Source organism: Bradyrhizobium sp. JR3.5 (assembly GCF_054057015.1).
This window is the reverse complement of the sequence record NZ_JBSRYV010000001.1, coordinates 2462399-2489388: the sequence shown is the minus strand read 5'-3', so window position 1 is coordinate 2489388 and position 26990 is coordinate 2462399. Positions and strand designations below refer to the sequence as shown.

Here is a 26990-nt window from a genome sequence, read left to right as displayed (position 1 = left end):
CCCATGTCGTCCCGCAACCGGGTCAAGCGCCGCCACGACCGCGGCTTCTACGACCACGCCACTGTGCACAAGATCCTGGACGCCTCGATGCTGTGCCACGTCTCCTACGTGATTGACGGTCAGCCCTATTGCACGCCCGACCTTCTTCTGGCGCGAGGGTACCAAGCTCTATTGGCACGGCTCCAGCGCGAGCCGGATGCTGGAGAACCAGTCGGAAGGGCAGCGGGTGTGCCTGACGGTCGCCCATCTCGACAGCCTGGTGCTGGCGCGCTGCGGCTTCAACCATTCGGCCGACTATCGCGCGGTGATGGCGTTCGGGTCAGCCTATCTCGTCACCGATTCCGCGGAGAAGGAGCGCGCGATCGTCGCGATGGTCGACCGCTTCTTTCCCGAGCGTACCGCGAGCTTGCGCGCCAGCAACAAGCAGGAAATCAAGGCGACCTCGTTCATCGCGATGGAGATCGAGGAGGCCTCGGCAAAGGTGCGCGCCAAGGGCGTCGCCGACGACGACGAGGATTACGAGTTGCCGATCTATGCCGAGCGCATTCCGGTGCGCACGGTGCTCGGCGCGCCCGAGCCGTGCCCGCGGCTGCTCGACGGCGTGACGCGGCCGACAACGCTCGATGGCTATTCGGAAGGCCGTCTGCTCGAAGATGCATTGCGGGATGCCTATTTTGCGCAATACAAGGAGGGGTGAAATCGGGTTACGGTGCGGCTCCCGCCCTTTCTGATGTCCCCCATGGAGCTGCCGAATGACTGCCGAGATGCAACAACGAATCCTGGCTGCCGTTGACGAGGGATTCGATGCGCAGCTTGCGACGACGCAGGCCTTTGTCGCGATCCCCTCGACCCGCGGCGCCGAGGGGCCGTGCCAGGACATGATCGGCGATTTCTTGCGCGAGCGCGGCTATGAGGTCGACGACTGGCACATCAATCTCGACGAGCTGAAGGATTTGCGCGGCTTCGGCCCGATCGAGCATGATTTCTCCAAGGCGCGCACCGTGGTCGGCACTTACCGCCCGGCCACCAATGCCGGCAAATCGCTGATCCTGCAGGGCCACTGCGACGTGGTGCCGACCGGTCCGCTCGAGATGTGGGAGACGCCGCCGTTCTCGCCGGTCATCAAGGACGGCAGGATGTACGGCCGCGGCGCCTGCGACATGAAGTCCGGCACGATTGCCGCGCTCTACGCGCTGGATGCGATCAAGCAGGCCGGGCTGAAGCCGACGGCGCGGATTCACTTCCAGTCTGTGATCGAGGAGGAGAGCACCGGCGTCGGCGCGCTCTCGACCTTGCAGCGCGGCTACCGCGCCGATGCCTGCTTCATCCCGGAGCCGACCAACGGCAAGATGATCCGCTCGCAGGTCGGCGTGATCTGGTTCCGCCTGAAGGTGCGCGGCTTCCCGGTGCATGTGTTCGAGGCCGGCGCCGGCTCGAACGCGATCATGGCGGCGTACCATCTGGTGCACGCGCTGGAGAAGCTCGAGATCGCCTGGAACGAGCGCGCCAAGGCCGACCGCCATTTCAAGGACGTCAATCATCCGATCAATTTCAATCCGGGCATCATCAAGGGCGGCGACTGGGCCTCCAGCGTGCCGGCCTGGTGCGATGTCGACTGCCGCATCGCAGTGCTGCCGGGCTGGTCGATCGCCGAGTGCCAGAAGGAGATTCTGGCCTGCGTGTCGGCCGCAGCGCGCGATCACCGCTTCCTCTCCAACAATCCGCCGCAGGTGGAATGGTCTGGGTTCCTGTCGGAAGGCTATGAGCTGGTGAACTCCGAGGCGCCGGAAGCGGCCTTCGCCAGGGCGCATCAGGCGGTCTATGGCGGGGCGGTGGAAGACCGCGCCTTCACCGCGTTGACCGACACGCGCTTCTACGGCCTGAACTACGACATCCCGAGCCTCTGCTTCGGCGCCAGCGGTGCGGCGATGCACGGCTTCAACGAATATGTCGAATTGGACTCGCTGCGGAAGTCGACCAAGGCGACCGCGCTGTTCATCGCGGAATGGTGCGGGGTGGAGAAGGCGTAGCTGCCCCGTTTGCGTCATTGCGAGCGCAGCGAAGCAATCCATCTCACCACGTGCGAGACATGGATTGCTTCGTCGCTTCGCTCCTCGCAATGATGGCGGAGAGATTCACGCGCGCTCCGCCCATAACGCCTTGACGATCGCATCGAGCCCATCGGTCAGCGCGGCGGGGCCGGGCTGCAGGATGATCGGCGACTTGATCTCGACGATGCGGTTGTTGCGCACCGCCGGAATGTCGCTCCAGCCATCGCGCTTGCGGATGCGGTCGGGCACGACCTTCTTGCCGCACCAGGAGGCCAGGATCACGTCGGGCATTGCCGCGCGCACGGCGTCGGGCGTGACGATGCGATCCCTGGCGGCCTTGTGCGTGCGCAGATGCGGCAGCGCGTCCTCGCCGCCGGCGATCTCGATCAGTTCGGACACCCAGCCGATGCCGCTGATCAGCGGATCGTCCCATTCCTCGAAGTAGACCTTTGGCCGCGGCGCCGGACGTGGCGTTGCCGCGATCGCGGCCAGCCGTTGTTCGAGGCCTTGCGCGAGTTGCCCGGCGCGCTCGGCGGCACCGACTATCGCACCCAAAGTGCGGATCATCGCAAGGATCCCGGCGACGTCGCGCTGGTTGAAGACGTGGACGGCGACACCGGCACGCACGAGATCGGCGACGATGTCGGCCTGCAGATCGGAGAAGGCGAGCACCAGATCGGGATCGAGCGCCAGGATCGTTGGGATGTCGGCGGAGATGAACGCCGACACACGCGGCTTCTCGCGGCGGACCTGCGGTGGCCGCACCGCATAGCCGGAGACGCCGACGATGCGGTCCTGCTCGCCGAGCAGATAGAGAGTCTCGACCGTCTCATCTGTCAGGCAGACGATCCGGCGGGGAGGGAAGTCACGCATCCACAACGGTATGCAGACTGACCAGGGTTTGTCACGGCGGCCATGACGTCATCCGAATCATTACCTCAGAGGTCATTGCCCGGCCCGATGAGGCAATCCATCATGCCGGCACCAATCTCGAAGAAGCCCGCACAAGCAGGGAGTGCCCATGACGCCGCTCGAAAAGATCCAGTCGATGAAGATGCCGTTTGCGGAACTGAAGGGCGTCACTTTCACCGAGGCGGGCCAGGATCGCGTGGTCGCGAAGATGCTGGTGCGGCCGGACCTCTGCACCCTCCGCAACACCATCCACGGCGGCGCGGTGATGGCCTTCGCAGACTCGGTCGGCGCTGCCGCCACCGTGATCAACCTGCCTGAGGGCGCCAAGGGCACCACGACGCTGGAGAGCAAGACCAACTTCATCGGCGGGGCCAAGGAGGGGACCACGGTGATCGCAACGGCGACCCCGGTCCATCGGGGCCGGCGAACCCAAGTCTGGCAGACCAGGCTGGAAACCGAGGACGGCAAGCTGGTCGCCGTCGTTACGCAAACGCAGCTGGTATTATGATGGGGTGATGATGTGATTTTTAAATCACAACATTGTTTATTCAAATGAATCTATGTACTTGAATTATATGCTGCGACGCACAATATAAGGACCACTAGGGACTCGACGCCTCCTCGAGGGCTACCAAGAGGAGTTATGAAATGAACTATGATTCCATACGTCCGACGTCCGCCAAGGGCACCGTGCGGACGTTGAGCCGGCAGGAGGAGCTTCCTCTGCTGCGCGATCACCTGCTGCGACTGGATCGTACCAGCCGCCATGATCGTTTTCATGGCTTCATCGACGACAGTTTCATCCGCCGCTATGCCGAACGCTGCGCCAACGACGGCACGGTCATCATCGCCTATTTCGAGGATGGCGTGGTCCGCGGTGCGGCCGAGTTGCATCCGCCGGAGCAGTCACCGGATGCGCAGCCGGAAATCGCCTTCAGCGTGGAGCGGTCGGTGCGGCGCAAGGGCGTCGGCAGCACCCTGTTCCGCAAGCTGATCGCCGAGGCGCATGCCAATGGCTACAGCAGCCTGCGCATCACCACCGGCGCGCAGAACGACGCGATGCGGGCGCTCGCTACCAAGTTCGGTGCGCAGCTGAGCTTCCGTCATGGTGAGTCCACCGGCAGCATCGACCTGACCGAGCAGAATCAGCCCGAACCGGCGCCGGCCGCTGCACCGGTTACGCCGGTCGAGGCCGCGCGCGTGATCGTCGACATGAACCGCGCCTACTGGCGAATGGTGATGCAGATGTCCGGCTGGGGCCGGGCCGCCTGAGCCGATAGCGTTTCCAAGCGAACGGGACACCAGTTCGCGGGAAGGAAACGCGTCCAATAAGAATCTCAGATCAAACGTAAAAAGGGCAATCCGTTCAGCGGATTGCCCTTTTTCTTTGAGTAACCGGATGTTGTATTTCAGGTGCCGGTGCGCTTGGCGGGCACGAGACGGCGGACCACGCGGCGCTCGACCACGACCGAGCGCTGCGCGCCCTGTTCGCCGGCGATCACGCGGGTTGCCGTGCCGGTGCGGGCGCTGACGCGCGCGGTCTTCTTCACCTCGGCCAGCACCTCTTCATAGGGCAGCCCCATCAGCGACGACGCGATTTCGGCCTGGGCCTCCACGTCATCGGTGATGCCGATGGCGGCGAAGATTGCCTCCTCCAGCGTCGGCGGATCATGCCGCACGCGCCGGGTGCCATACTTGGTGTTCCAGTCTCCGCTCATCGCCGCCTCATCTTTGAATCGCGGGAGATACGTAAGGTCCCCAATGTTGCATTGCAATATGAATATGAGATGGCAATCCAGCCATGCAGCTAGAGTCTCTCAATCTTGTGAGCGTCATAAAGTTCGATGGTGGTCGCTGCGGCCGCAAGAGATTGCAGGGAGCGGACGAAATCGCGCGAGGCGGGGACCGCGAAATGCGCCGCCAGCGCGGCGCGGTCGGCCCATTGCTCGAAAAACACCAGCCTGAGCGGATTCTCGCAGTCGACCTGGACCGCGTGGGAGATGCAGCCGGGCTCTGTGCGCGAGCGATGGACATGTTCGAGGCTCAGCCGACGCACCTCGTCGAACGAGTCGGGGCGGGCGGTGACGCTGCCGGTGACGACAATCATGATTTCCCCCAATCCGTTACGGGGCGGCTTCCGCCCCAGACGCATTGATCGGTTGCTGCGGCCAGCGCATTCAGCGCGGCACGGCCGGCATCGGTCAGGACATAGATGCCGCGCTCCGCGCGGTCGAACCAGCCGTAGACATTGTGCTGCAGGATCTTGCCGGCGTCGGGAATCTCGGCGCGGAGGTCGCGCACTCGCCGGGGCCCATCCGACAGCGCACAGGCGCAGGCCAGCGCCTGCTGCCGGTAGGCGGTCATGATCGGCGCGCGCGTCGATCCGCCCATGGCTGGATCGCCCTTGCGCTTCCGGTGCTCGGTGATCAGGCGCGAGCGCTTCTTCGGATTGCGGCGCGGTGCCGCAGTCGGCGGCGGCACCAGCACCTCGACGTCGCCGCGGTCGGTGACGCCGAGCATGCCGAAACCGAGCCGCCGGCACAGATTGCGATAGCGCGCGTCGCTCTCGCGGCCCTTGCCGCGGGCCGAAACCTTGGCCGCGATCCACACCTCGTCGGCGGCGGCGGCGCGATCGACCGCCTGCAGGATCAGTTCGAGATTGAAGGCGAGCTTCAGTTCGCCGATCACCACGACAGGCAGGTCGCCGCCGCTCAATGCCACGAGATCGCAGCCGCCGATCTCGCCCTTCACCGTGAAGCCGAGCTTTTCGAGGAAGCGTTTGACGGGCAGATAAAGCGCGGTTTCCAACAGGCAGGCTCCTGCGGCATCCGGCCGCGACTCAGGTGCCAGCATAGCGCGGAATTGCGCCCACTGAGGTCGATGGAATTTGCCCAAAGCGCGGCCAGGCGGCTATTATTGGACCGGGACAGGGCGCGACCATTTTCATGATCCGGAACGGCCTCTATCACATCACCGTCGAATTTCTCGATGGCGTCTCTGGCGGCAACCAGGGCGTCATGGTGCTGCGCGACGGCCAGATGCGCGGCGGTGACTCGTTCTTCTTCGCCCATGGCAGCTACACCGCGGCCGACGGCAAGTGGAAGGGCGAGGTCACCAACGAGGAGCATTCGCCGACCTATGGCGAGCGCCCGGTGTGGGAACGCAAGGTGGTCACCATCGGTTTTACCGGCACCTACACCGACGAGACCGCCGAGGGCGACGGCATGGCGCTGGCCGGCAAGCAGAGCATCCGCTTCAGGTCGAAGCTGCGGCTGTTGGTTGCCGACTAAACCCGTCCGTTGACCGGCAGCAACGCGCCGGTGACGGCGCTTGCGGCGTCGCTGGCGAGGAACAGGATCACGTCGGCGAGTTCCTTCGGCGTCACCCATTTCGAAATGTCGGCCTTCGGCATCGCGGCGCGATTGGCGGCGGTGTCGATGATCGAGGGCAGCACCGCGTTGACCGTGACCTTGCCCTTGAGCTCCGCGGCGAGCGACTCGGTGAGGCGGTGCACGCCGGCCTTTGATGCCGCGTACGGACCCATCCCGGACGCCGCCTGCAGCGCGCCGAGCGCGCCGATATTGATGATGCGTCCGGCGCCGGATTTGGTGAGATACGGGATCGCGGCATGCGACGTGTTGAAGGCCGTCATCACGTTCATCGCGAACATGCGCTGCCAGGTCGCGGGATCGCCATCGCTCACCGCCTCGAAGGTAAAGCCGCCTGCGATATTGATCAGCCCGTCGAGCCGGCCGAAATGCGCAGCCGCCCTGTCAATCGCAGCCGTCGCCTGCGCGGTGTCGGTGAGGTCGACGCCGCCGAGCTCGATACGATCGGCCGTCGCGGCAAGCTGCGAGGCCGCATGATCGATGCCGGCAACGCGCGCGCCGCGCGCCAGGGCTTCTTCGGCGACCACCTTGCCAAGCGCGCCGAGCGCGCCGGTGATGACGATGGCTTTTCCGTTCATGGCGCTCTCCGTATCAGCAACAGGTTGCTGCCCACTATGATCAGGCGGATTTCATTTGCAATGCTGCCAATTTCGTCTCCTACTGCGCGCATTCATCAATTCATTCGCCTCAAGGATGTTTGCGATGCCCACACCAAGGCCGTGCGAAACCCATCTCGAACTCGTCAAGTTCAGCTACGGATTGCCGCATCTTGCGCAGGCGCTCAAGCGCGACCGGAAGGTCAAGATCGTTGCCCTCGGATCATCGTCGACCGCGGGAGCCGACAAAATTCTCCCGTTTCCACCGCGGCTGGAGATCTTATGGCGAAGCCAGAAGCAGTCCTTCGGCCGGATGATCGACATCGTCAACCGAGGGATCGGCGGGCAAGAGGCGCCGGAAGAGTTCTCGCGCATCGAGTCCGATGTCATCGCTGAAGCACCGGTGATGGTGATTTGGCAGGTCGGCACCAACGCCGTGTACAGGAACTACAACTTCGATCAGGTGCAAGCGACATTCGAGGCAGGACTCGATGTGCTCGCCGGCCTGCCGCTCGACGTCGTGGTGATGGATTCGCAATACACCCAGGCAATCATTGGCGCGCCAGACGTGCTCAAGCTCGCCAACCAGTTCATGCCAATGATCGCCGACGTCGCTGCAAGCCGGAAAGTCAACCTGTTCCGCCGCTTTGCGCTGATGAAGCAATGGGTCGCTGCCGGAATTCCGCTCTCCGAACTCGACGATGGTGCACAGGAGCATCTCCATACGAGCGAGTGGGCGACCGATTGTGTCACGCAAGCGTTGCTCGGTGCGATCAACGATGCAGTGGCACGCAGCGCGAGCACGTCGTCTTGACTACGTAAGACTACGGAGGTGGGCCGGTTGGATAAAATTTGCGGCAGTTCCGTAAGTCGTTTTCAGAACCCTTTGCTTAGAAGCGGAACTCTAGCCAAGGTAGGGGTTATGCGAATGGGAAATCTTCCGGATCACGGTTTACCGCTCGTTCAGCTTAAGGAGCAGCGGCGCGATCTCGTGGTGGCGCTGCAAAACCGCAACGGACCAGTGGGCAGCTGGGAGCTGATGCAGATCGCAGCGATTCAGCAGGCGATCTCGGCGTTCGAGGATGTGATTGCCGACCTCGATGCGGAGCTCGAGCTCGAGGCCGCGGCGGCCTGAGCTTTTTTCAGTTTGGCCGCGTTTTCATCACGCGAACCGGTGTCCATCCCGCATCACGTGCGGGACAGGCTTCACACGAAAACGCTCTCGCGTAAATTGATCAGGCCTGCAGATAGCGGCCTTCAAGCGCCTTGCGCTCGGCCTGGCCGAGCCCGAGGCCTTCGCGGAAATAGCCGTCGAGGCCGCCATAGTCGGCATCGATCGCCTCGAACGCCGCCTCGAGAAACGCCGCGCGTACGGTGCCGAGCACCTGCTTGACGTCATCGGGCAGCTCGGTGCTGTGGGCCGGGTCGCGCTTGTAGAACTGGTTGGTCAGGAGATAGTCGTCCGCGATCACCTGATCGGACACGCCGAGCGCGTGCAGGATCAGCGCGCAGGCAAAGCCGGTGCGATCCTTGCCGGCGGTGCAGTGGATCACCAGCGGGGCACGGTCCTCGAGCAGATGGGCAAACAGCGTGCGATAGCGCGGCGTGTTGTCCTGCACATAGCCGCGGTAGGAATCCCGCATCACATCGATCGCATCGGCTTCCGATAGCTGACGGGTGCTGGCGATCGCTCGCAGCGAGGCAACCACCGTCGGCTCGACCGGAAGCGAATGCACGGTCACGTCGCTCATACCGCACAGCGCCTCGGCGCGCTCGGCGACGCCGCGGAAATCGAATGCGCTCTTGACCCCGAGCGAGCGCACCACTGCGACGTCCTGCTCGGTGAGATGCGCAAGATGGTTGGAGCGGAAGATCTGCCGCCAGCGCACCGTCCGGCCATCACGCGTCTGGTAGCCGCCCAGGTCGCGAAAATTGCTGGCGCCGGCGAGGTTGAGGTGACGGGCAGGGGCTTCTGACATCGGGCGGACCTGTTGCAGCTGATGAGGTCTTGGCGCAGGAATCCTGGCAGACAAATCCTGGCAGAGAAATCCTGGCGCAGGAGTATGGGCGCAGACAGGTCTATAACCGGCCTCTCGGGGGGAGAATATGACTTATCGCGGAGGCGCCATTCTTGTCGGCGCAATTCTTTTCGAGATTTTTGGTTCCTCGGCAGCGTCGGCGCAGTCCGCCTTCCGGAATTATCACTGTGCCGACGGTACGCAGTTCATTGCCGCCTTCTTCAACGGGGACACCCGCGCGCATCTGCAACTCGACGGCAAGGCGGTGACATTGACGAAGCGTCTGTCGCTGACGGGCGCGCGCTACAGAGGCAGCGGTGTCACGCTTGAGATCACCCGGGCCGGATTGACCAGGCTCCGGCACGCGAAGCGGCCGGTGACGGCCTGCGAGCTGGCATGAAAAAAGGGCCGAAACGCTTCGTTCCGCCCCTCTCTTACTGCTCTGTTGCTGTCTGACGTTTTTGCGCCACGCCTCTCTGCCTGATCGACATCAGTGATCGCGGCTCGGTTTGGCATCGTCGATGGCCGCCTGATGGTACCAGCTCTCGCTGCAGGCGGAGGTCGCGACCTCAGCGGTAAGCTCGCGCGCCGTCCGCATCTCGCCGTAACGGCGTCCGCCGAGAGCCGCGCGACCCCCAGCCGGGAATTGATAGATCGTTGCCGATCCCTGATTTTGGCCCGTCGTAATCATGTCAAAATCTCCTATGGCCGGAGCGAGCCTCCATGGTGCGCCCGACTCATTCGCGTGTCGTTACCGTCGTTTTGATATGGCCCGGGTCCGGCAGGGTGCAAGTTGACCAAGAAACAGTCATTATCTGTCTAATTCGTGTGCAAATCCCGGTTTGCATCCTGCGAGGCAGGATGCAGCTGACCAACGCTTGGGCCGAGCCGATGGTTGCTCGGCGCCCGATGGTTGGACACGAACTGTCACATGGCGCTGCCGCCGCATTAATCGGCGGCGGACGCGGTAGCTGAATTTGCTGCAGAAACGAGCGGCGGAGGGCGCTGAGAGAAGATTTTGGCTGACCACGACGCATGCCAGCTGCGCTGCTTTGTCGCAGCTAAAAATGCGATGTCCGCTGTGGACATCCGCGGGCCTGGCGGGTGCCGCAGTGCAGCGACTGGCATTTTAATTGCTTAGTAAGAGCCGGCCGATGGTGGCCGGGTACGCGTGCGGCGGCCGACTGGCTTTCGGTTCCTCACGGTTTTGCATCATCAACAGAGAGGTTCAATGACCAAGTACAAGCTCGAGTATATCTGGCTCGACGGATATACGCCGACGCCGAGCCTGCGCGGTAAGACGCAGATCAAGGAATTCGCGTCGTTCCCGACCCTCGAACAGCTCCCGCTGTGGGGCTTTGACGGTTCGTCCACCCAGCAGGCTGAAGGCCACAGCTCTGACTGCGTGCTGAAGCCGGTCGCCTGCTACCCCGACGCGGCGCGCGAGAACGGCGTGCTGGTGATGTGCGAAGTCATGATGCCCGACGGCAAGACGCCGCATGTCTCGAACAAGCGCGCCACCATTCTGGATGACGAAGGCGCCTGGTTCGGCTTCGAGCAGGAATACTTCTTCTATAAGGACGGCCGTCCGCTCGGCTTCCCGGAAGAGGGTTATCCGGCGCCGCAGGGCCCGTACTACACCGGCGTCGGCTACAAGAACGTCGGCAGCGTCGCCCGCAAGATCGTCGAAGAGCATCTCAATCTCTGCCTCGCCGCCGGCATCAACCACGAAGGCATCAACGCCGAAGTGGCGAAGGGCCAGTGGGAATTCCAGATCTTCGGCAAGGGCTCCAAGACCGCCGCTGACCAGATGTGGATGGCCCGCTATCTGATGCTGCGCCTTACCGAGAGCTACGGCATCGATATCGAGTTCCATTGCAAGCCGCTCGGCGACACCGACTGGAACGGCTCGGGCATGCACGCCAACTTCTCGACCAAGTACATGCGCGAAGTCGGCGGCAAGGAGTACTTCGAGAGCCTGATGAAGGCCTTCGACAAGAACCTGATGGACCACATCGCCGTCTACGGCCCGGACAACGACAAGCGTCTGACCGGCAAGCACGAGACCGCGCCGTGGAACAAGTTCAGCTATGGCGTGGCTGACCGTGGTGCGTCGATCCGCGTGCCGCACTCCTTCGTCAACAACGGCTACAAGGGCTATCTGGAAGACCGCCGTCCGAACTCGCAAGGCGACCCCTACCAGATCGCTTCGCAGATCCTGAAGACGATCTCCGAGGTGCCGACCGGGGCCAAGGCTGCGGCGTAAATGGCTGCTGCTTAATGGCTGCGGCTTAATGGCCGCGACCTAGCAGCTGTCGGACCCGGATGGAGCCATCCGGTACCGCTATCGGGTCCGCCAGGGCGACTGCCTTGGCGGACCTCTGCTTTTTAATGACAGTCTTTGCGGCGGGCTTGCCGCCGAAAGCGGTTTCGCTGCGTTATGAACCGCGCTAGACAGCGGTTGTATCTTGGCTGCCGGGGACACGGCGCTTGTTTGAAGGGTTTTACAAGGTCCGGTTCGAGCTGGGCGGCGCCGTCGGCCGCAGCGTGATGTATGTCGGCGACGGCAAGATGCTCGGCGGCAACTCGGCCTTCGCCCATATCGGCACCTACGAGAAGGCCGGCGACGAGGTCGCGGTCGAGATCCAGACCGTCCGCCACAACCCCGATCCGAACTACCGTGCGATGGCGGGCACCGATGACGCGACGCTCATCGCCAAGGGCGGGTCCGACGGCGAGCTCTATCGTTTCAAGGGTGAGCTGAAGGAATTACCCGGCGTGCCGTTCCAGTCGGTGATGACGCCGATCACCGGGGATGAAGTCCCGATCGCAGGCAGCGTCGGCGAGGGCGGCATCATCAACGGGCTCTATTCGATCCACATCCAGCTGCTCGACGGTGTCGACGGCAGCCTTACCGGAGTGATGCTGCTGAACAACGGCCGCATCCTTGGCGGCGATGCGTTCTTCTACTACCTCGGCACCTACACCTCCGAGAAGGGCCGCTGGAAGGGGCAGATCCTCAATCAGGAGCACACCTCGGCGATGGGTGAGAACCCGGTCTTCGGCGGCCATGAGGTCGGCATCGGCTTTGCCGGTACCTGTGACGCGGAAGGCGCCGTTCTCGAAGCAACCGCGCTCGCCGGCAAGCGCAGCCTTCGCCTCAAGGCCGCGCTCAAGCTGATGCGGCGGGCGTAAGCGGGATGGACAATTCGGTTCGCGTGCTCTCGACGCTGGCGCTGAAGGGTGCGGTCGCGCGCCTTGCCGCAGCTTACCAGGCGGCGAGCGGCGCGCGGATCGATGCCGATTTCGCGCCGACGCTGGCGCTGCTCGAACGCCTGCGCGGCGGCGAGGCCGCCGACCTGGTGATCCTGACCCGCGAGGGCCTCGACCAGATGACCGGCGAGGGCCGCGTTGCGCGGGAAAGCGTTGCCGATCTCGCGCGCTCCTATGTCGGCGTCGCCGTGAGGGCGGGCGCTGCGCATCCCGACATCGCGACCGAAGCCGCATTGCGTGCGACGCTGCTCGGCGCGCGGGCGGTGGCCTATTCGCGGCTCGGCGCCAGCGGCATCCTGTTCGCGCAGCTGATCGTGCGTCTCGGCATTGCGGAGGCGATCAACGCCCGTGCGGTGATCATTCCGGTGGGCTTCACCGCGGAAAGGCTCGTCACGGGCGAAGCTGAGCTTGCGATCCAGCAGATCAGCGAGTTGAAGCAGATCGATGCCATCGAAATCGTGGGGCCAATTCCCCTGGGCTTGCAGACGCCGGCGGTGTTTTCCGCGGGCCGCATGGTCGCCTCAAAGCGCGCAGCGGCCGCCGATCATCTGCTGCGTTACCTAGCGTCGGCCGATGTCGCACCGGTGCTGCGCGAGACCGGGCTCGAGCCTTGAATTTGCCCGCACCGCGACGCAACCTGCCGGTCATGTTCAGAACACTCCATGCAATCGTCCTTACCGTGGCGCTGGCCGCGCCTGTGCTGGCCCACGCGCAATCGGCCGACCTCGTGCTGTGCGACCGGCTTGCCGCCGATCCCACCGATCCCGACAAGCCGGCTGACGTGAAGGGCGTGCCCGAAATCGCGCCGGCGGATATCGCGACCGCGATCAAGTATTGCGCGGTGGCGGCAAAATCGTCGCGCCGCGCGATGTACGAGCTCGGCCGTGCCTATGCCGCCAACCGGCAGACCGCGGAAGCAATGTCGGCCTGGCGCAAGGCGGCCGACAAGGGCTCGACGTCGGCGATGGTCGAGCTCGGCGTGCTCTACGGCAATGGCACCGGCGTTGCCAGGGACGAGGCGCAGGCGCGCAAACTGTTCGAGCGCGCGGCGCAGGCCGGCAACGCGCGCGGCGTCAGCAATCTCGCTGCCCTCGGCGGCAGCATCGCATCCGACCCGGCGCGCGCGCGCGAATTGCTGGCAAAATCTGCCGAGACCAATGCGGAGGCGCAATACCAGCTCGGCATGATGCTGGCGGAAGGCAAGGGCGGCGCGCAGGACGATGCCGGCGCGCGGGCGCTGTTCGAAAAAGCCGCCGCGCAGAACCATCCGGGGGCGCTGGAGCGAATGGGCGCGTTTGCACAGGCCGGCCGCGGCGGGCCGAAGGATAGCGACGCGGCAAAAGCCTACTACGAACGGGCGGCAGCGCTCGGCGATGAGGATGCCAAGAAGGCGCTGGAACGGGCGCGCTGTCCCTACGTGATCAAGGACAAGCGCGGCAATGCGGTGACCAATCTCTGCTTCTAGGAACGCTCGCGGTCGCATGTCGTTGACATGCTACAGGCATTGGTGAGGCGATGTCATGATCCGCAAGCTGCGTTCCGGCGAGTACCGGCTGTATTCCCGCAAGGTCAATCCGAAGACCGGCAAGCGCCGCAATCTCGGTACCTTCAAGTCACGCGCGGCGGCGGAAAGGCACGAGCGCGACGTGCAGTACTTCAAGCGCCGCTAAGCGTGTGCGGCTAGAGCGCCGGGCACGCCGCGCCAGTCTTGACCCAGGCCTCGACCAAGGCACCGGCCTCTGCTTGCGTGCCGGGTGCCGGCGAGCGGCCGAAGCCGGGATGCCAGGCCCAGCCGACCAGCGTGTCCTTGCCGATATGCTCGATCAGATCCTCGATCTTGCGGCCGCCATTGCGCGCGGGGTCGCGGATTTGGGCGCAGATTTCGCCGATGGTCTTGCCGGCCCAGGCCATCTCGCGCGGCGCGAGGTGCCATTCCGGGTGACCCGGCACCCGCCCCGGATCGAAATTGGCGTGTTGGTGGCAGATCGAGCAGCGCATGGCGTTGGTGCCGTGGCCATCGGCACCGCGCGTGACCGGGGGCTGGTGCATGCGGCTGATGTCGCCCTGCCGCGGGCTGTCGCCGGCGGGATGGCAATTGGTGCAGCGCGGATGGGTCAGCACCTTGCCGAGCTCGGTGAAGATCGCCGCAGAGCGCTGTTCGACATTCTCGATCCCGGCAAAGCTTTCCGGCGAGGCGAGGGCGTGGCTCGCGCTCTCCGACGCCGCATAGCCGGCGCACAGGCTGGTCGCGAGTGCCGTCAGCACTGCAATGATCCGAAACCGCGTTTCCGATGTCATCGCGCGAGGGCTCACTTGTTGGCGGTCAGATAGCGTTTGGAATCGGCGAGGATCACATCGCGTACCGCCTGATGATATTTGATGTAGCCGGTGCAGCGGCACAGATGGCCGTCGAGCGCTTCCGCGATGATTGTCTTGAGCTGGTCCCGCGCGACCGGCGTCTTCGCCAACCGTTCGAGCAGCACCTGGCCCTCGTTGAGGAAGCCGGCCGTGCAATAGCCGCACTGGAACGCAAAGTGGTCGATGAAGGCGCGCTGCAACGCGGAGAGCTCGCCGTTCTTGGCGTGGCCCTCGACGGTGCGGATCGCCATGCCATCGAAATTGGCTGCCGGCACCACGCAGGTCGGGCTGGTGTAGCTCGTGCCGTCGGGGTTATCGATGATGACCGCGCAGCTCAGGCATTGCGCGGCGCCGCAGCCGAACTTGGTACCGGTCATGCCGAGCATTTCCCGAAGGAAATCGTTCATCGAGAGGTCGTCGCGGATCTCGATCGGGCCGTGCTTCCGGCCGTTGATGGTGAGGTTAAGCGTCGTCACGCAAGCGCTCCCTTGAGCAGGCTTGTTGTCACCGGCAACGAGCGGAAGCGGTGGCCGGTGGCATCGTTGATGGCGTTGAGTAGCGCCGGCACGATCGGGATCATCACCACCTCGGCCATGCCCTTCGGCGGTTCGTCCGGCGTCAATGGCGGCAGCATCTCGATCTCGAGATCGTGCAGCGGCAGGTCGGAGCCGCGCGCGATCAGGTATTGGCCGAGATTCCACTGCCCGTTGCCGGGCCCGCCTTCGAACGGCGGCAGGGTTTCGAGCAGCGCGTAGCCGACGCCCATGGCAAAACCGCCATGCGACTGGCCGAGCACCACCTCGGGCACCAGCGCCTGGCCGCATTCGAACACGCTGTAGGCCTTGGCGATGCGCAGGATGCCGGTCGCGCGCTCGATCTCGACACGGACCAGCGTGCCGCACATCGAGGTGTAGGCGGTGCCGATCCGGTTGTTGTCGGTCGGCGGGAATTTCACGCTGACGCGATCGATCCGCTTGAACCGGCCGCGGCCGCGCCGGATCGCCAGTGCGTCGATCTCGGCGCGGTATTGCTCGCCGAACAGCGGGAAGCGTGCACGCGACCAGGCCCAGCGCGAGAAGCTGTGCGCCACCGCGCCGGTGACGAAGCCGCGCGCATGCGCGGTCGCGGCAAGCATTGGCAGCGGCAGCGGCGCGAGATCGTCGAGCACGAGCTGGCCGTCGTTCCAGCGCGCCCTGTCCCATTGCCGGGCGCGGGGATCGGCCTTGCCGATGTGCCAGAGCTCGAGCGCGGCCGGCCACAGGCCGAAACGGAAGATGACGCGGGCGGCCTCGGCCGAGGAGTGCGTGCCGACATGGGCGCCGATCGACGCACTCGTCGCCGAGCTGATCGCGGGCACCCAGCGCGGATTTTTCTCGACGAGATCCTGGGTCTTCTGATCCATCGTGTAGGGATCGCCCGACGTGACGAGCCCGAGCACCTCGTAACTGTCGACCCGGGAGACCGCGACCTCGTCGGCGATGGCGCCGAGATGGCCGGCAACGCGGTTCGCAAGCGCGGTGCCGATGCCGTTGCCCATCTCGACGTGATCGCAGAAGATCGCGATCCGTCCCTCGGGATCGATCTCGACCCGGCCGAGCGAGCAATCCGCGCCCGCGCCATAATCCTTGGTGACGCATGCGACGCCGGTGCCGACCAGCTGTCCCTCCGATGCCTTCTGCTTGAACGCGGCGCGCTGCTGCCAGATCGGATGCTTTTCGAGCTTGTCGAGGATGTCGGGTGTGCGCACCGACACGATGTAGGGATTGCCGGTCATGGTCCGGCCGTTCTGCTTCAGCGCATTGTTGCGGCGGAACGCGATCGGATCGACCTTGAGCTCGCTCGCCGCCTCGTCGATCAGCACCTCCAGCGCGGTCATGGTCTGTAGCGTGCCGTAGCCGCGCATCGAGCCCGCGGTGACGCCACGCGAATGCAGCGCCACGGTGGTGACGTCGACCTTCGGGACGTCGTAGATGCCGATCGCCGCGGTGGCGGCGACGGTCGCGACGTTGGCGGAGAAGTTGGCGAGCCCGCCGCCGTCGAGCACATGATCGGCGGCGAATGCCGTGATCTTGCCGCTCTTGCGATCGATGCCGATCCGCGAGCGCATCTTGATGGGGTGGCGTTTGATGCCGCCCTGGAATTGCTGGTAGCGGTCGTGCGCCAGCCGCACCGGCCGTCCCGGGAAGAACATCGCCGCCAGCGCCACGTAAAGCACGAACGGGGTGTGGTCGCGGCCGCCGAAGCCGCCGCCGACATGGGCGAACTGCGCGTTGATATGTGAGGGGCGGAAGGGCGGGCGGGCCTTGTCGAGCATGAAGGCGATCGACTCGGTCGCCTCATAGGGCGACTGCACGCCGAGCACCAGTTCGAGATTGCCGCTGTTGTCGCTGTACCAGGCGAGCCCGCTCTCCGGCTCGAGGAACATCGGATCGACCGACTGGGTCTCGAACTCGCGGTCGAGCACGAGCTGTGACGGATCGTCCTTGCCGAGCTGGGAGCGGATCGCTTCGCCATGGATTGCGGCCTTGGCGTAATCGGCCTTGGTCTCCTTGGCGAGCGGCAGCCAGACCGGCAGCGCCGCGTTCTGGATGCGGCTCGGCGAAACCCAGCCGGCCTGGATCGGCGAATAGACGTCGGGCGCCTCAGGCGTGGCGCCGGCGACGCGTGTGAAGCGATAGGCACCGTAGTTCGGAAGGATGACCGGGCCGGTCTCGTCGCCGAACTTGACGAAGCCGACATCGCGCAGCGCGAGGCGTGCCCGGTCGAAGGCGTCGAACTGCTCGAAGATCAGCAGCGCGACCGGCTGCCCGAGATAGAGCGGGGTCGTGCCGACCGGGCAGAACAGATCGCCGGTGTAGAACTCCGGTACCCGCGTGCCGATCCGGTCGAGATCGGCCGACGTCACGACGACCGAGGGCTTCGCCGGACCATCGAGCCGGGCGAGGTCCATGCCGGCATAGACATGCGTGGCGTCGTTGGCGCGGACCAGGATGGCGTGCGAGGTGGTCGCAGGCCAGCCCGGCATGTCGGCGGCGCGAAAGTCGGAGGCGTAAAGCTTCGCGCCGGTGACCTTGGCCACCCCGTCGACGCGGCCGGCGCCCTTGGCCGCCGGATTGAAATGGCCGCGCCCGGGAAGCGTCTCGCGACTTGCGAAGGCCGGTTCCTTCGCAAGCGCCAGATGCGACAGGCTGACCGAGATGCCGCCTGCCGACAACCACTTCACGAAGTCGCGTCGCGAGGGCTGCATGGTCTGATCTCTCATCAACGCTTCGGCGGCGTATCGCGCCGCAGTTTATGAACTGAAAAAATACACGCTGCAGTGTTGCGGCAAAGCGAGCGCGATCGCAATGCCGCAATAGGTCGTAGCCTTCTCACTTGTAGATCTGGCCTCACTTGAGGTCGGCGATGGTGGCCGGTCCCGGACCCGGGGTGATCAGGGTCGGCCATTGCTTGGAACCGAACGGCACCAGCGGCGGCAGGAAGGTCGTTATGCCGCGCTTCTTGGTCTCGGCGATGATCGCCTCGCGCGCATCGCCCCCCATTCAGTTCGTAGTCCATCAAATGGTAGCTGCCGAAGAACAGCGCGCCCACGGAGCGGTCGGCGATGATCCGGGTCAGCGACTCCAGCATGTCCGACGGCGTGGTGGTGAAGGAGATCGTCTCGATCAGCATCAGGCGGCTGTTGATGGCGTCAGGCCCGAAGAACTGCGCCAGCACGCTGAAGATCACGTTGTTCTGCCGCGCGACGTAGATCGTGTTGCTCGCGCCATAGGTCTTGTCCCAGTCGGCGCCGAGCTGGGTCTTCCAGTCGGCCATGACGGTCATCCAGTGCGCGACCTGGGTCTGCGCGGCCCAGGCGACGTTCCTGGCGAGCAGCGGCGCCTGCTTCTTGCCGAATGCTTCGAGCGTCGCGAAGGGGATCGCGCCGGCGGTGAGGCATTCATCCATGAAGGCGATGTTGTTCTTGAGGATGGCGCGGTTGTTGTCGCGCCAGTCCGCCTGCATTGGCGTGGCATCGAGCCCGTCGAGCGCCGACTGCATCCGGCTGCGATAGGCCAGCATCGAGCCGCGCCACGCCTTGTCGTCGGGATTGTCGACATAGGGGCCGACCACCTCGGCCAGCGCCATCGTGCTGTGGCCGACCGATTTGAGCAGCTGATAGACGACCGGCACCTGCGGCGCTTCGGTCGGCGGCTTGCCGGGCCGGTACAGGATCAGGCGGCCGCCGGCGCCGGAGAACAGGCCGAGGATCACCGGATGCTTGTCGAGGATGTTCTTCTGGAAGATCCGTGCCGCATCGCCATAGAGCTCGAACATGCCGGTGTTGAGTGCGAGCACGTCCTTGGTCGCGATATCGGCCGGCGTGGAGGTGGTCTTGCCCGAAATCGGCGCCATGTAGTCGGGCAGCGACTGGGCCAGCGCCGCGCCACCGCTGCCGAGCAACAATGCCAGCGCAGCGGCCAGGCGAAAGCGATTGATCATCTGATGCTCCTCGAAGCCTCGCGCCAACGTCGCGGCCGGATGTCGCCACGCGACCTTTGGCGGGATGCGCAAATGCTTGGACGCAATGAACCGGAGAGTAGAGAAGTGAGAGTACCCCGCGTGACGCAGCACGACGCGGGCGGTGCCTACAGCTAAGCGACGAATCACCTGCTGTCCACACCCGGACATTGCGGGGCTTGCCCTGCGCCAAAACACCCAATGGTGCGGGCTTCGGCCCGGTGCTATCTCGCGAACAGAATCAATTTTTTATTGGATTTTTGCGTGCTCAACGGACTTTACAAGGTCGAGTACGGCATCAACGGCGCATTCGGCCGCAGCATCATGTGCTTGCACGACGGCAACATGATGGGCGGCAATTCAGGCTTCGCCCATCTCGGTACCTATCAGGTGACGAACGGAGAGATCGTCGGCGACGTGATCACCGCGCGTCACAATGACGATCCCAGCTTCAAGCCGCTGATGGGCGCCGACGTCGCCGTCATCAAGGTGCGCGGCCGAACCGAAGGCTCGACCATCCTGCTCGAGGGCCGGGCGGACGCGATGCCGGACGGCGTGTTTTGGGCGAATTTGGCGCCGCTCGACGATGAGGCCTTACCGCCGCGCGGGGAGGTCGGGCCAGGTGGCATCGTGAACGGGCTCTATTCCATTCATCTCCTCGCGCTCGACGGCGTCGATGCCGGCCTCACCGGGGTGATGCTGGTGATGGACGGCCGCATCCTCGGCGGCGATGCGTTCTTCTACTATCTCGGCTCGTATTCGTCCGCGGACGGACGCTGGAGAGGCGAGATCGTCAACCAGGAACACACGCCGGCGAAGGGCGAGTACCCGGTGTTCGGCGGCTACGAGGTCGGCATCGGTTTCGCCGGGACCTGCGCCGAGGACGGCGTCGAGCTTGAAGGCATCGCTCTCGCCGGCAAGCGCAGCCTTCGCCTCTCGGCCATCTTGCGGCTGATGCGCCGTGCGTAGTTCAAGCGCGGCCGTTTCCTCAATCCTTGATCAGAAGCACGCCGCCGATGATCAGCGCGATGCCGGCCAGTCGTGAAATCGACACGGGATGCTGCGCCAGCCCGAATACGCCAAAATGGTCCATCGCGATGCCTGCGGTCATTTGACCCGCGACCACCAGCGCCAGCAAGGCCGCGGCGCCGAGCGACGGCAGCAGCAGGATCATCAGCAGGATGAAAACGCCGCCGAGGATGCCGCCGCTCCAGGCCCACCACGGCACAGCCGATACCAGTTTCCACGACGGCACCGGCTCTCGTGTCGCGACCAGTACGACCGCCATCGTCACGAAACCGCCGAGATAGCTGACGAGCCCGGCCCAGGCCGGCGAGTTCAGGGCGGACCGGAGGTTGCCGTTCAGGACCTGTTGAACAGCCACGGCGATGCCGGCGCCGAGCGCGAGCAGATAGAGAAACCAGACTTGCATGTGACGCCCCAAAACCGGTCGCTGAAATATTTCATGTTATATTCGATCGGCAACGTTCGTGGCATGCGTAAAGCACGGCGCGAAACCCTAAGGATTGGGCTTCCACCCACGTCCCAGATCGAATAAGAGGCCGCAAACCCTCAATTCCCAGTATGAGAGCATGATCCGCCTCGATAACGTCTCCAAGCAAGTCGGCCACCAGATCCTCTTCATCGAAGCCTCCGCGGCGCTCCAGAAGGGCGAGAAGATCGGCCTTGTCGGCCCGAACGGCGCCGGCAAGACCACGCTGTTCCGGATGATCTCGGGCCGGGAAATCCCCGATGAAGGCCAGGTCTCGCTCGATCGCGGCATCTCGATCGGCTATTTCAGCCAGGATGTCGGCGAAATGTCCGGCCGCAGCGCAGTCGCCGAGGTGATGGATGGGGCGGGACCCGTCAGCGTGGTGGCAGCCGAGCTTCGGGAACTGGAGGCCGCGATGGCCGACCCCGACAAGGCCGATGAGATGGACGACATTATCGCGCGCTATGGCGAGGTGCAGCACCAGTTCGAGGAGCTCGACGGCTACGCGCTCGACGGCCGCGCGCGCGAGGCGCTGTCCGGTCTCGGCTTCAGCCAGGAGATGATGGACGGCGACGTCGGCAAACTCTCCGGCGGCTGGAAGATGCGCGTCGCGCTGGCGCGTATTCTTCTGATGCGTCCCGACGTCATGCTGCTCGACGAGCCGAGCAACCATCTCGATCTGGAAAGCCTGATCTGGCTGGAGCAGTTCCTGAAGGGCTATGAGGGCGCGCTGCTGATGACCTCGCATGACCGCGAGTTCATCAACCGCATCATCAACAAGGTGGTCGAGATCGACGGCGGCCAGCTCACCACCTATTCCGGCAATTACGAGTTCTACGAACAGCAGCGCGCGCTCTCCGACAAGCAGCAGCAGGCGCAGTTCGAGCGGCAGCAGGCGATGCTTGCCAAGGAGATCAAGTTCATCGAGCGTTTCAAGGCGCGCGCCTCGCACGCAGCTCAAGTGCAAAGCCGGGTCAAGAAGCTCGACAAGATCGAGCGGGTCGAGCCGCCGCGACGGCGGCAGACCGTGGCGTTCGAATTCCAGCCGGCGCCGCGTTCGGGCGAGGATGTCGTCAGCCTGAAGAATGTCCACAAGGCCTATGGCAGCAAGCGCATCTATGACGGGCTCGACTTCATGATCCGCCGCCGGGAGCGCTGGTGCGTGATGGGCATCAACGGCGCCGGCAAGTCGACGCTGCTGAAGCTGGTTGCCGGTTCAACCGAGCCCGACGACGGCGCGGTCGCGGTCGGCGGCAGCGTCAAGATGGGCTATTTCGCCCAGCACGCGATGGACCTGCTCGACGGCGAGCGCACCGTGTTCCAGTCGCTGGAGGACGCATTTCCGCAAGCCGGGCAGGGCTCGTTGCGCGCGCTCGCCGGCTGCTTCGGCTTCTCGGGTGACGACGTCGAGAAGAAGTGCCGGGTGCTCTCGGGCGGCGAGAAGGCCCGGCTCGTCATGGCCAAGATGCTGTTCGATCCGCCGAACTTCCTGGTGCTGGACGAGCCGACCAACCACCTCGATCTCGCCACCAAGGAGATGCTGATATCAGCGCTCTCCGAGTTCGAGGGCACCATGCTGTTCGTCTCCCACGACCGGCATTTCCTCGCCGCGCTTTCCAACCGCGTGCTGGAGCTGACGCCGGACGGCATCCACCAATATGGCGGCGGCTACACCGAATACGTCGCGCGCACCGGACAGGAAGCGCCGGGGTTGCGGAGTTAGCTCACGTTTTCCACCGTGCGCAGAACGCCTCGACGTCGCCGGACTGGAATTCCGGTAGCCGCTCCCAGATGGTTTCGGGTGGCCAGTTCCACCAGGCGATCCGCGACAGCTCGGCCGCGATCTTGCGGTTGAACCGCTCCTTGATCGGCCGGGCCGGCACGCCGCCAACGATGGTGTAGGGCGCGACATCGCGCGAGACCACTGCACCGGCCGCGAGCACCGCGCCGTCTCCGACGGTGACGCCGGGCAGCACGATCACGCCATGGCCGATCCAGACGTCGTTTCCGATCACGACGCGGTCGGCGCGCCGATCGCTGAAGAAGCCATGATCGCGCTCGGCAGAGGCCGAGTAGTATTCAGGGCAGTAGGTGAAACGATGCTGCGAGGGACGCTCGATCGGATGATTGGGCGCGCCGATCCGGACTTGCGCCGCGATCGCGCAGAACCGGCCGATCTGGGCGTCGGCGACGATGCAGCCGCTGCCGAGGTAGGAGTAGGCGCCGAGTTCGGTGTATTCGATCGCGGTGTCGCCGAGGACTTCGCAGCAACGGCCGACTTTGACCTCCCGCAGCTTGACTGTCGGCTCGATGACGGTTTCGGCAAGCTTGGGGAGGGAAGGCTTCGGTTCGGTCATAAGGTTTGTCCTCGATCCGGCGAGCGGCGGCTTCAGTCGCACGATTTCTATTACGGCGAGATGACAGGAGACGCCGGATCTACCGGCCGGTGAGGCGGGCGATGGTCTCGATCTCGTTGGTCCAGATGCCGCCGGAATAGTTCTCGGGCAGGCGCCGGAATAGCTCGGCATCGTCGACCCCGGTCGAGAATTCGCCGCCCTGATAGGGGCCGAGCACGAACACCACGCTGTTTGCCGCCGCCATGCGGTTGAGGAAACGGTCCGGCCATCCCCATAGCCACGGCGCGTAGTTGATCGGCACCAGCACGATGGCGTTGCGGCAGGCATCCGGCACGATGCCGGTCCAGCCATAGCCGAGATAGCGAACGAGGCAGCTCTTGATCGCTGCGCGCGAGACCGTCCGCGTCCCCGGCGCAAGACGTCGGATCGCCTCGATCGGATCGTCGCCGCCATAGACCATGATCAGCTTGCGTCGCTCGGTGGGAAGCCGATTCAAGGCCGCCGCGAGCTTCTCGCCCTCGGAGGGATCGCGGCTCTTGACGTTGATCAGGAACCGGCGATCCGGAAAGGTCGTGAGCACCTCGTCCAGCGATGGCATCAACCCGATGCCCTTGCCGCGGAATGGAAAGGTCTTGCCGCCATCGGCGGTGTAGCCATAGCCGATATCGAGCATCTTCAGCCGTGCCATCGGCTGTTCGCGGGTGACGCCCTGGCCGTCGGTCCGGCAATCGACCGTCCAGTCGTGAAACACCGCGAATTCGCCGTCGGTCGTCGGATGGACGTCAAACTCGACGATATCGGCGCCGCGATCGAAGCTCGCCTGCATCGAGCGGATCGTGTTCTCGAGATAGTCATGGGTGGGCGGCTGCATGCGCGCCGCGGTGCAGGTGTCGTTCCTGAGGTCGCGTTCGTCGAAGCGTTGCGCGATGCCGCGATGGGCGAGCAGCACCGGCTTGCCGCCGGCGCGGGTTGCGAGAAGGCTGCTGTTGTTGAGGTAGATGCCGGCGGTGACGGCAACGATTGCCGCTGCCGCGTATTTCAATTTCCTGCCCAAGCGACTCGTGTCCCTGCTGGATGGTCGCTCCGGGTAGGAGGCGTTTCTGGTCGATTTGCGGCTGAGCAAGTCCGCGCGTGGAATCAAGGCGCTAACCGGGTCGAGAAATATACACTGCGGATTGTTGCGCTATCGAAGGTATTGCGATTCGCATGCTTGCGTTTCAGGCCTCGATAGGTTCTAAGCCCGGTGGCTTCATGACCGTTGGCATGAACAAGAAGCGCGCTGCGTGGCTTTACCACATTCTGGACAGAGTTACATCGTAGCTCGCGCGCCCCCAAATTCAGAGGATTTCAGCATGGCCAAGATGACGAAGAATCAATTGATCGACGCGATTGCCGAGGGCACGCAGATATCGAAGAACGACGTGAGGACCGTCATCGAGCATATGGCAACTGTTGGCTACAAGGAGCTGAACGAATCCGGCGAGTTCGTCATTCCTGGCTTTGTGAAAATGTCTGTCGTGCATAAGCCTGCCACGGAAGCGCGCAGCGGTGTAAATCCTTTCACGAAAGAGCCGATGGAATTTGCAGCGAAGCCGGCCAGCAAGTCGGTCAAGGCGTCACCTCTCAAGGTCGCCAAGGACGCTGTTTAAAGACTACGGTTTGCGGCAAGCCACGCGCGCAAGCAATGCAACGGCGCATGGCCTGCCGCGCTGTGTCCGGCTTGTCCGGATCAGCATCGCCCGCTACGCTTCACGGAAAAGTGGGAGCGAAGCGGCATGAAGCAGATCAGGATCGGCGACATCACGATCGACGCGGTGATCGAGCGCGAGGGGCCGTGGCGGCGGCCGCAGGATTTCTTCCCGACCTATGACGACGATGTGTTCAAGCATCACCTGAAGACCATGGAGCCGGAGGTCTTCGACGCCGCGCGCGGCATGATGTTGATCACCTATCAGACCTTTGTGGTGCGGACGCCGCGCTACACCATCCTGGTCGACACTTGCACCGGCGAGGACAAGGGCCATCCGCCGCCGTTCGATTTCCCGGGCAAGGAGCGCTGGCGCAACGAGCTGTTCGCGCTCGGCATCTCCTATGAGCAGATCGACTACGTGTTCTGCACCCATCTGCATATCGATCACACCGGCTGGAACACGACGCTGCGCGACGGCCGCTGGGTGCCGACCTTCCCGAACGCGAAATACGTCTTCCACAAGGGCGAGTATGCCGCCTGGGAGGCCGAGAACGCCAAGGGCGCCAATCCGCCCGGCACGGTGTTTCGCGACAATTGCCTGCCGATCGTCGAAGCCGGGCAGGCGCTCCTGGTCGACGACGACTATGCGCTCGACGACACCGTCACGCTGACGCCGACGCCCGGCCATTCGCCCTGCCATTGCTGCGTCAACATCTTCTCGAAGGGACAGCGCGCCGTGGTTGCCGGCGACCTGATGCACCACGCGATCCAGTGCCGCGAGCCGGAGTGGTCGGCCAAGCCAGATTGGGATCCGAAGCAATCGGCGGTCTCGCGGCGAAAGTTCTTTGCCTCCGTTGCCGGGACCGACACGCTGATCCTGCCGATCCATTTTCCGGCTCCCACGGTCGGCCTGATCAAGGCGGACGGCGACCGCTTCGACTATCGCTTCAAGCGCGAGTAGGCGGCGCGGGCGTTCGGGGGCAATGTCAGCCGGACCGCGCCGCGCTGGTCCGGCGCGGAACCTGGGTCAGAAACCGTTCGAGATCGCTGCAGAGGCGATGGGCGAGTTCCTCGTCGATCTCGAACGTCGCGACGCTGCCGGCACAGTCGATTGCGATGGTGCCGCGCAATGGTGCGGCGGAGACCGCCGATACCGCGATGCTTGTTGCTCTCTGCATGGTCATGTCGTCAACTTCCCCTCGGACCGGTTGCCGCCAATCCTGATCTCGGAATGACGGCACGTCCCTTTCGCTTTCGTTCTTCGATGAATCTCACGCCGATCTCGGTGCCGTCGACACGAACCAGTTCGCAGCGGCGGAACGCCAGTCCGCGCGAGGACAAGACCAGGAAGAACTCCTGGGCCTTCAGCACATCAAGCGTTCCGTCAACCTCGAGCCGGGCACCGCTTTGCGAGACGTCGAGCAGGATGCAGCTCCGCCGCCACGTGCCGTCGACCCCCATGAGATTGACGGGATGGCGGGTGTCGAGCTTGACGCGCTCCGCCCCTGCGATCACCATACGCCATTGCGCCACTCACACTGCCTGAAGGGGTTTTGCAGCGAGACCGGCATCGATGGCGGCGCGGATCGCGTGCTGGATCTCGGGGCGCGCGTTCTTGAGCAGCCGGGCTTGCTGGCGCGGCGTGGATCGCACGACGAGGTCGGCAAGAACGCGGTGAGGCAGGTCCTTGCGCGAGATCAACGCGGCTGCGATGTCCTCGTCGCGCTCGGCGGCATCGACCATCATGGCAAGGCCTGCGCTGGTCATGTCCGCGCCGGGATTGCCTGCGAGAGCGCGAAGCACATTGCTGTCGCCGCGCATCAGCAGAATGTCCGTGAGCTCCTGGTTGACGGCCTTGCGTCCGGCGATGGCGCAGAGATGTCCCTCGGCCCGCATCCAGGCAATGTCGATCAGATCGGCGTCCGGAATGCACTCGCATTTTCGCAGGATCGGGGCGGCGACATCGGCATCGTCATGGTTGGCCAGGCGACGGGCGAGCTCCCGCGGAACCAGATGCAAGTCGGCGAGCGAGCGGCTGAGCGTGGTCAGGGTCCGCAGCTCGACGCTCTCGGTCAGACGGATCAGGATGTCGTCGAACAGACTGACCTGGTGCTCGCTGAGGCGGTGAGCGTCGTCGAGAAACAGCCCGGCCACCTCCTGCAGCATGCGCGTGCGGAGGTCTGGGGGACCGGCTCTCAAGACGTGGTCGAGCTTGGCAATAAGATCGGGCGAGGCAATGGCTGTCATTGCGGTCCCTAATAATGTTCCGCGACGGGGAACAGCATCGTTCCCACCGTCAATCTGCTCCCCGAATCTTTAATAGGGGTATAGAAACTGATGTGGAGGCTGATCCC

32 protein-coding genes and 2 pseudogenes are annotated in these 26990 nt (G+C 64.3%); 17 read left to right on the top strand and 17 right to left on the bottom strand.

Features of this window, described 5'->3' with window-relative positions:
- Positions 1 to 3: 3 nt before the first annotated feature.
- Positions 4 to 697: pseudogene (locus ACVWW1_RS12515) on the top strand (pyridoxamine 5'-phosphate oxidase family protein).
- A 55-nt stretch (positions 698 to 752) separates the two neighbouring features.
- Positions 753 to 2030 carry an ArgE/DapE family deacylase gene (locus tag ACVWW1_RS12510; protein ID WP_456655974.1) on the top strand — a complete coding sequence of 426 codons (1278 nt, stop codon included), beginning with the start codon at positions 753 to 755 and terminating at the stop codon, positions 2028 to 2030.
- Between the two features lie 105 nt (positions 2031 to 2135).
- On the opposite strand, the gene ACVWW1_RS12505 is transcribed toward ACVWW1_RS12510, so the two are convergent.
- Complete coding sequence (locus ACVWW1_RS12505; RefSeq protein ID WP_456655973.1) at positions 2136 to 2924, bottom strand: cobalamin-binding protein; 789 nt, start codon at positions 2922 to 2924, stop codon at positions 2136 to 2138.
- Between the two features lie 148 nt (positions 2925 to 3072).
- On the opposite strand from ACVWW1_RS12505, the gene ACVWW1_RS12500 reads away from it, so the two are divergent.
- A complete protein-coding gene (locus ACVWW1_RS12500; protein WP_456655972.1) occupies positions 3073 to 3471 on the top strand; it encodes a PaaI family thioesterase in 399 nt (132 codons plus the stop codon).
- Between the two features lie 140 nt (positions 3472 to 3611).
- Complete coding sequence (locus tag ACVWW1_RS12495) at positions 3612 to 4235, top strand: N-acetyltransferase family protein (RefSeq protein WP_456655971.1); 624 nt, start codon at positions 3612 to 3614, stop codon at positions 4233 to 4235.
- A gap of 137 nt (positions 4236 to 4372) precedes the next feature.
- Here the strand turns inward: ACVWW1_RS12495 and ACVWW1_RS12490 are convergent, their stop codons facing one another.
- From ACVWW1_RS12490 to ACVWW1_RS12480, 3 genes and pseudogenes are all read right to left on the bottom strand, one after another.
- Positions 4373 to 4681 (bottom strand): hypothetical protein, encoded by a 309-nt coding sequence (locus ACVWW1_RS12490; RefSeq protein WP_176531725.1) that lies wholly within the window; start codon positions 4679 to 4681, stop codon positions 4373 to 4375.
- A gap of 89 nt (positions 4682 to 4770) precedes the next feature.
- Positions 4771 to 5070: a putative quinol monooxygenase gene (locus ACVWW1_RS12485; protein ID WP_176531724.1), complete on the bottom strand. Its 300-nt coding sequence runs from the start codon at positions 5068 to 5070 to the stop codon at positions 4771 to 4773.
- A 16-nt stretch (positions 5071 to 5086) separates the two neighbouring features.
- Positions 5087 to 5771: pseudogene (locus ACVWW1_RS12480) on the bottom strand (DUF2161 domain-containing phosphodiesterase).
- A gap of 137 nt (positions 5772 to 5908) precedes the next feature.
- Here ACVWW1_RS12480 and ACVWW1_RS12475 point away from each other — a divergent pair.
- Positions 5909 to 6253 carry a GrlR family regulatory protein gene (locus ACVWW1_RS12475; RefSeq protein WP_092113555.1) on the top strand — a complete coding sequence of 115 codons (345 nt, stop codon included), beginning with the start codon at positions 5909 to 5911 and terminating at the stop codon, positions 6251 to 6253.
- Here ACVWW1_RS12475 and fabG read toward each other — a convergent pair.
- The gene (fabG, locus tag ACVWW1_RS12470; protein ID WP_456655970.1) at positions 6250 to 6930 is read right to left on the bottom strand and encodes a 3-oxoacyl-ACP reductase FabG; all 681 of its coding nucleotides are present in this window, start codon (positions 6928 to 6930) and stop codon (positions 6250 to 6252) included. The two genes, ACVWW1_RS12475 and fabG, sit on opposite strands and share 4 nt — an antisense overlap.
- Before the next feature lie 115 nt (positions 6931 to 7045).
- Between fabG and ACVWW1_RS12465 the strand changes: the two genes are divergently transcribed.
- Complete coding sequence (locus ACVWW1_RS12465) at positions 7046 to 7762, top strand: SGNH/GDSL hydrolase family protein (protein ID WP_224943187.1); 717 nt, start codon at positions 7046 to 7048, stop codon at positions 7760 to 7762.
- Positions 7763 to 7876: 114 nt separating this feature from the next.
- Positions 7877 to 8083, top strand: coding sequence for a hypothetical protein (locus tag ACVWW1_RS12460; protein ID WP_038375209.1), 207 nt, complete (start codon positions 7877 to 7879; stop codon positions 8081 to 8083).
- A gap of 100 nt (positions 8084 to 8183) precedes the next feature.
- Here the strand turns inward: ACVWW1_RS12460 and ACVWW1_RS12455 are convergent, their stop codons facing one another.
- Positions 8184 to 8927, bottom strand: a complete 744-nt coding sequence (locus ACVWW1_RS12455) for a tyrosine-protein phosphatase (protein ID WP_207839061.1) — start codon at positions 8925 to 8927, stop codon at positions 8184 to 8186.
- Positions 8928 to 9054: 127 nt separating this feature from the next.
- Between ACVWW1_RS12455 and ACVWW1_RS12450 the strand changes: the two genes are divergently transcribed.
- The gene (locus ACVWW1_RS12450) at positions 9055 to 9366 is read left to right on the top strand and encodes an MliC family protein (protein ID WP_456655969.1); all 312 of its coding nucleotides are present in this window, start codon (positions 9055 to 9057) and stop codon (positions 9364 to 9366) included.
- 90 nt (positions 9367 to 9456) lie between these two features.
- Here the strand turns inward: ACVWW1_RS12450 and ACVWW1_RS12445 are convergent, their stop codons facing one another.
- Positions 9457 to 9657 (bottom strand): DUF2735 domain-containing protein, encoded by a 201-nt coding sequence (locus ACVWW1_RS12445; protein WP_207839081.1) that lies wholly within the window; start codon positions 9655 to 9657, stop codon positions 9457 to 9459.
- Between the two features lie 540 nt (positions 9658 to 10197).
- Here ACVWW1_RS12445 and ACVWW1_RS12440 point away from each other — a divergent pair.
- The 5 genes from ACVWW1_RS12440 to ACVWW1_RS12420 all read left to right on the top strand — a co-directional run bounded on the left by ACVWW1_RS12440 (position 10198) and on the right by ACVWW1_RS12420 (position 13909).
- Complete coding sequence (locus tag ACVWW1_RS12440; RefSeq protein ID WP_207839084.1) at positions 10198 to 11232, top strand: glutamine synthetase beta-grasp domain-containing protein; 1035 nt, start codon at positions 10198 to 10200, stop codon at positions 11230 to 11232.
- A 224-nt stretch (positions 11233 to 11456) separates the two neighbouring features.
- Complete coding sequence (locus ACVWW1_RS12435; protein WP_456655968.1) at positions 11457 to 12161, top strand: GrlR family regulatory protein; 705 nt, start codon at positions 11457 to 11459, stop codon at positions 12159 to 12161.
- A gap of 5 nt (positions 12162 to 12166) precedes the next feature.
- Complete coding sequence (locus tag ACVWW1_RS12430) at positions 12167 to 12853, top strand: substrate-binding domain-containing protein (RefSeq protein WP_456655967.1); 687 nt, start codon at positions 12167 to 12169, stop codon at positions 12851 to 12853.
- A 32-nt stretch (positions 12854 to 12885) separates the two neighbouring features.
- Positions 12886 to 13704: a tetratricopeptide repeat protein gene (locus ACVWW1_RS12425; RefSeq protein WP_456655966.1), complete on the top strand. Its 819-nt coding sequence runs from the start codon at positions 12886 to 12888 to the stop codon at positions 13702 to 13704.
- Between the two features lie 55 nt (positions 13705 to 13759).
- Entirely contained in the window at positions 13760 to 13909 is a 150-nt protein-coding gene (locus tag ACVWW1_RS12420; protein WP_456655965.1) for a hypothetical protein, read from the top strand.
- A gap of 10 nt (positions 13910 to 13919) precedes the next feature.
- On the opposite strand, the gene ACVWW1_RS12415 is transcribed toward ACVWW1_RS12420, so the two are convergent.
- Genes ACVWW1_RS12415 through ACVWW1_RS12400 form a run of 4 tightly spaced genes read right to left on the bottom strand, consistent with a single transcriptional unit; the run spans position 13920 to position 19079 of the window.
- A complete protein-coding gene (locus ACVWW1_RS12415; RefSeq protein WP_456655964.1) occupies positions 13920 to 14537 on the bottom strand; it encodes an Isoquinoline 1-oxidoreductase subunit in 618 nt (205 codons plus the stop codon).
- Positions 14538 to 14548: 11 nt separating this feature from the next.
- Entirely contained in the window at positions 14549 to 15073 is a 525-nt protein-coding gene (locus ACVWW1_RS12410; RefSeq protein ID WP_456655963.1) for a (2Fe-2S)-binding protein, read from the bottom strand.
- On the bottom strand, positions 15070 to 17844 hold the full coding sequence (locus ACVWW1_RS12405) for a xanthine dehydrogenase family protein molybdopterin-binding subunit (protein WP_456655962.1): 2775 nt from the start codon (positions 17842 to 17844) through the stop codon (positions 15070 to 15072). Before ACVWW1_RS12405 ends, ACVWW1_RS12410 begins: the two co-directional genes overlap by 4 nt.
- A gap of 14 nt (positions 17845 to 17858) precedes the next feature.
- Positions 17859 to 19079: a hypothetical protein gene (locus ACVWW1_RS12400; protein WP_456655961.1), complete on the bottom strand. Its 1221-nt coding sequence runs from the start codon at positions 19077 to 19079 to the stop codon at positions 17859 to 17861.
- Positions 19080 to 19361: 282 nt separating this feature from the next.
- Here ACVWW1_RS12400 and ACVWW1_RS12395 point away from each other — a divergent pair, with 282 nt between their 5' ends.
- Entirely contained in the window at positions 19362 to 20066 is a 705-nt protein-coding gene (locus ACVWW1_RS12395; RefSeq protein ID WP_456655960.1) for a GrlR family regulatory protein, read from the top strand.
- A gap of 19 nt (positions 20067 to 20085) precedes the next feature.
- Here ACVWW1_RS12395 and ACVWW1_RS12390 read toward each other — a convergent pair whose 3' ends face one another.
- Positions 20086 to 20529 (bottom strand): DMT family transporter, encoded by a 444-nt coding sequence (locus tag ACVWW1_RS12390; RefSeq protein ID WP_176531711.1) that lies wholly within the window; start codon positions 20527 to 20529, stop codon positions 20086 to 20088.
- A gap of 160 nt (positions 20530 to 20689) precedes the next feature.
- On the opposite strand from ACVWW1_RS12390, the gene ACVWW1_RS12385 reads away from it, so the two are divergent.
- A complete protein-coding gene (locus ACVWW1_RS12385) occupies positions 20690 to 22312 on the top strand; it encodes an ABC-F family ATP-binding cassette domain-containing protein (RefSeq protein ID WP_092113584.1) in 1623 nt (540 codons plus the stop codon).
- Between the two features lies 1 nt (position 22313).
- Here the strand turns inward: ACVWW1_RS12385 and ACVWW1_RS12380 are convergent, their stop codons facing one another.
- Positions 22314 to 22946, bottom strand: a complete 633-nt coding sequence (locus ACVWW1_RS12380; RefSeq protein WP_456655959.1) for a DapH/DapD/GlmU-related protein — start codon at positions 22944 to 22946, stop codon at positions 22314 to 22316.
- Positions 22947 to 23025: 79 nt separating this feature from the next.
- Positions 23026 to 24000 (bottom strand): glycerophosphodiester phosphodiesterase family protein, encoded by a 975-nt coding sequence (locus tag ACVWW1_RS12375; protein WP_456655958.1) that lies wholly within the window; start codon positions 23998 to 24000, stop codon positions 23026 to 23028.
- Between the two features lie 298 nt (positions 24001 to 24298).
- On the opposite strand from ACVWW1_RS12375, the gene ACVWW1_RS12370 reads away from it, so the two are divergent.
- Entirely contained in the window at positions 24299 to 24595 is a 297-nt protein-coding gene (locus tag ACVWW1_RS12370) for an HU family DNA-binding protein (RefSeq protein ID WP_092113589.1), read from the top strand.
- Between the two features lie 126 nt (positions 24596 to 24721).
- Complete coding sequence (locus ACVWW1_RS12365) at positions 24722 to 25597, top strand: MBL fold metallo-hydrolase (protein WP_456655957.1); 876 nt, start codon at positions 24722 to 24724, stop codon at positions 25595 to 25597.
- Positions 25598 to 25622: 25 nt separating this feature from the next.
- Here ACVWW1_RS12365 and ACVWW1_RS12360 read toward each other — a convergent pair whose 3' ends face one another.
- From ACVWW1_RS12360 to ACVWW1_RS12350, 3 genes are read right to left on the bottom strand one after another with little or no spacing between them, the layout of a single operon-like run.
- Complete coding sequence (locus tag ACVWW1_RS12360; protein WP_176531705.1) at positions 25623 to 25820, bottom strand: hypothetical protein; 198 nt, start codon at positions 25818 to 25820, stop codon at positions 25623 to 25625.
- Positions 25821 to 25824: 4 nt separating this feature from the next.
- Complete coding sequence (locus ACVWW1_RS12355) at positions 25825 to 26154, bottom strand: PilZ domain-containing protein (RefSeq protein WP_456656663.1); 330 nt, start codon at positions 26152 to 26154, stop codon at positions 25825 to 25827.
- Between the two features lie 15 nt (positions 26155 to 26169).
- On the bottom strand, positions 26170 to 26883 hold the full coding sequence (locus ACVWW1_RS12350; RefSeq protein ID WP_456655956.1) for a DUF2336 domain-containing protein: 714 nt from the start codon (positions 26881 to 26883) through the stop codon (positions 26170 to 26172).
- Positions 26884 to 26990 lie beyond the last annotated feature (107 nt).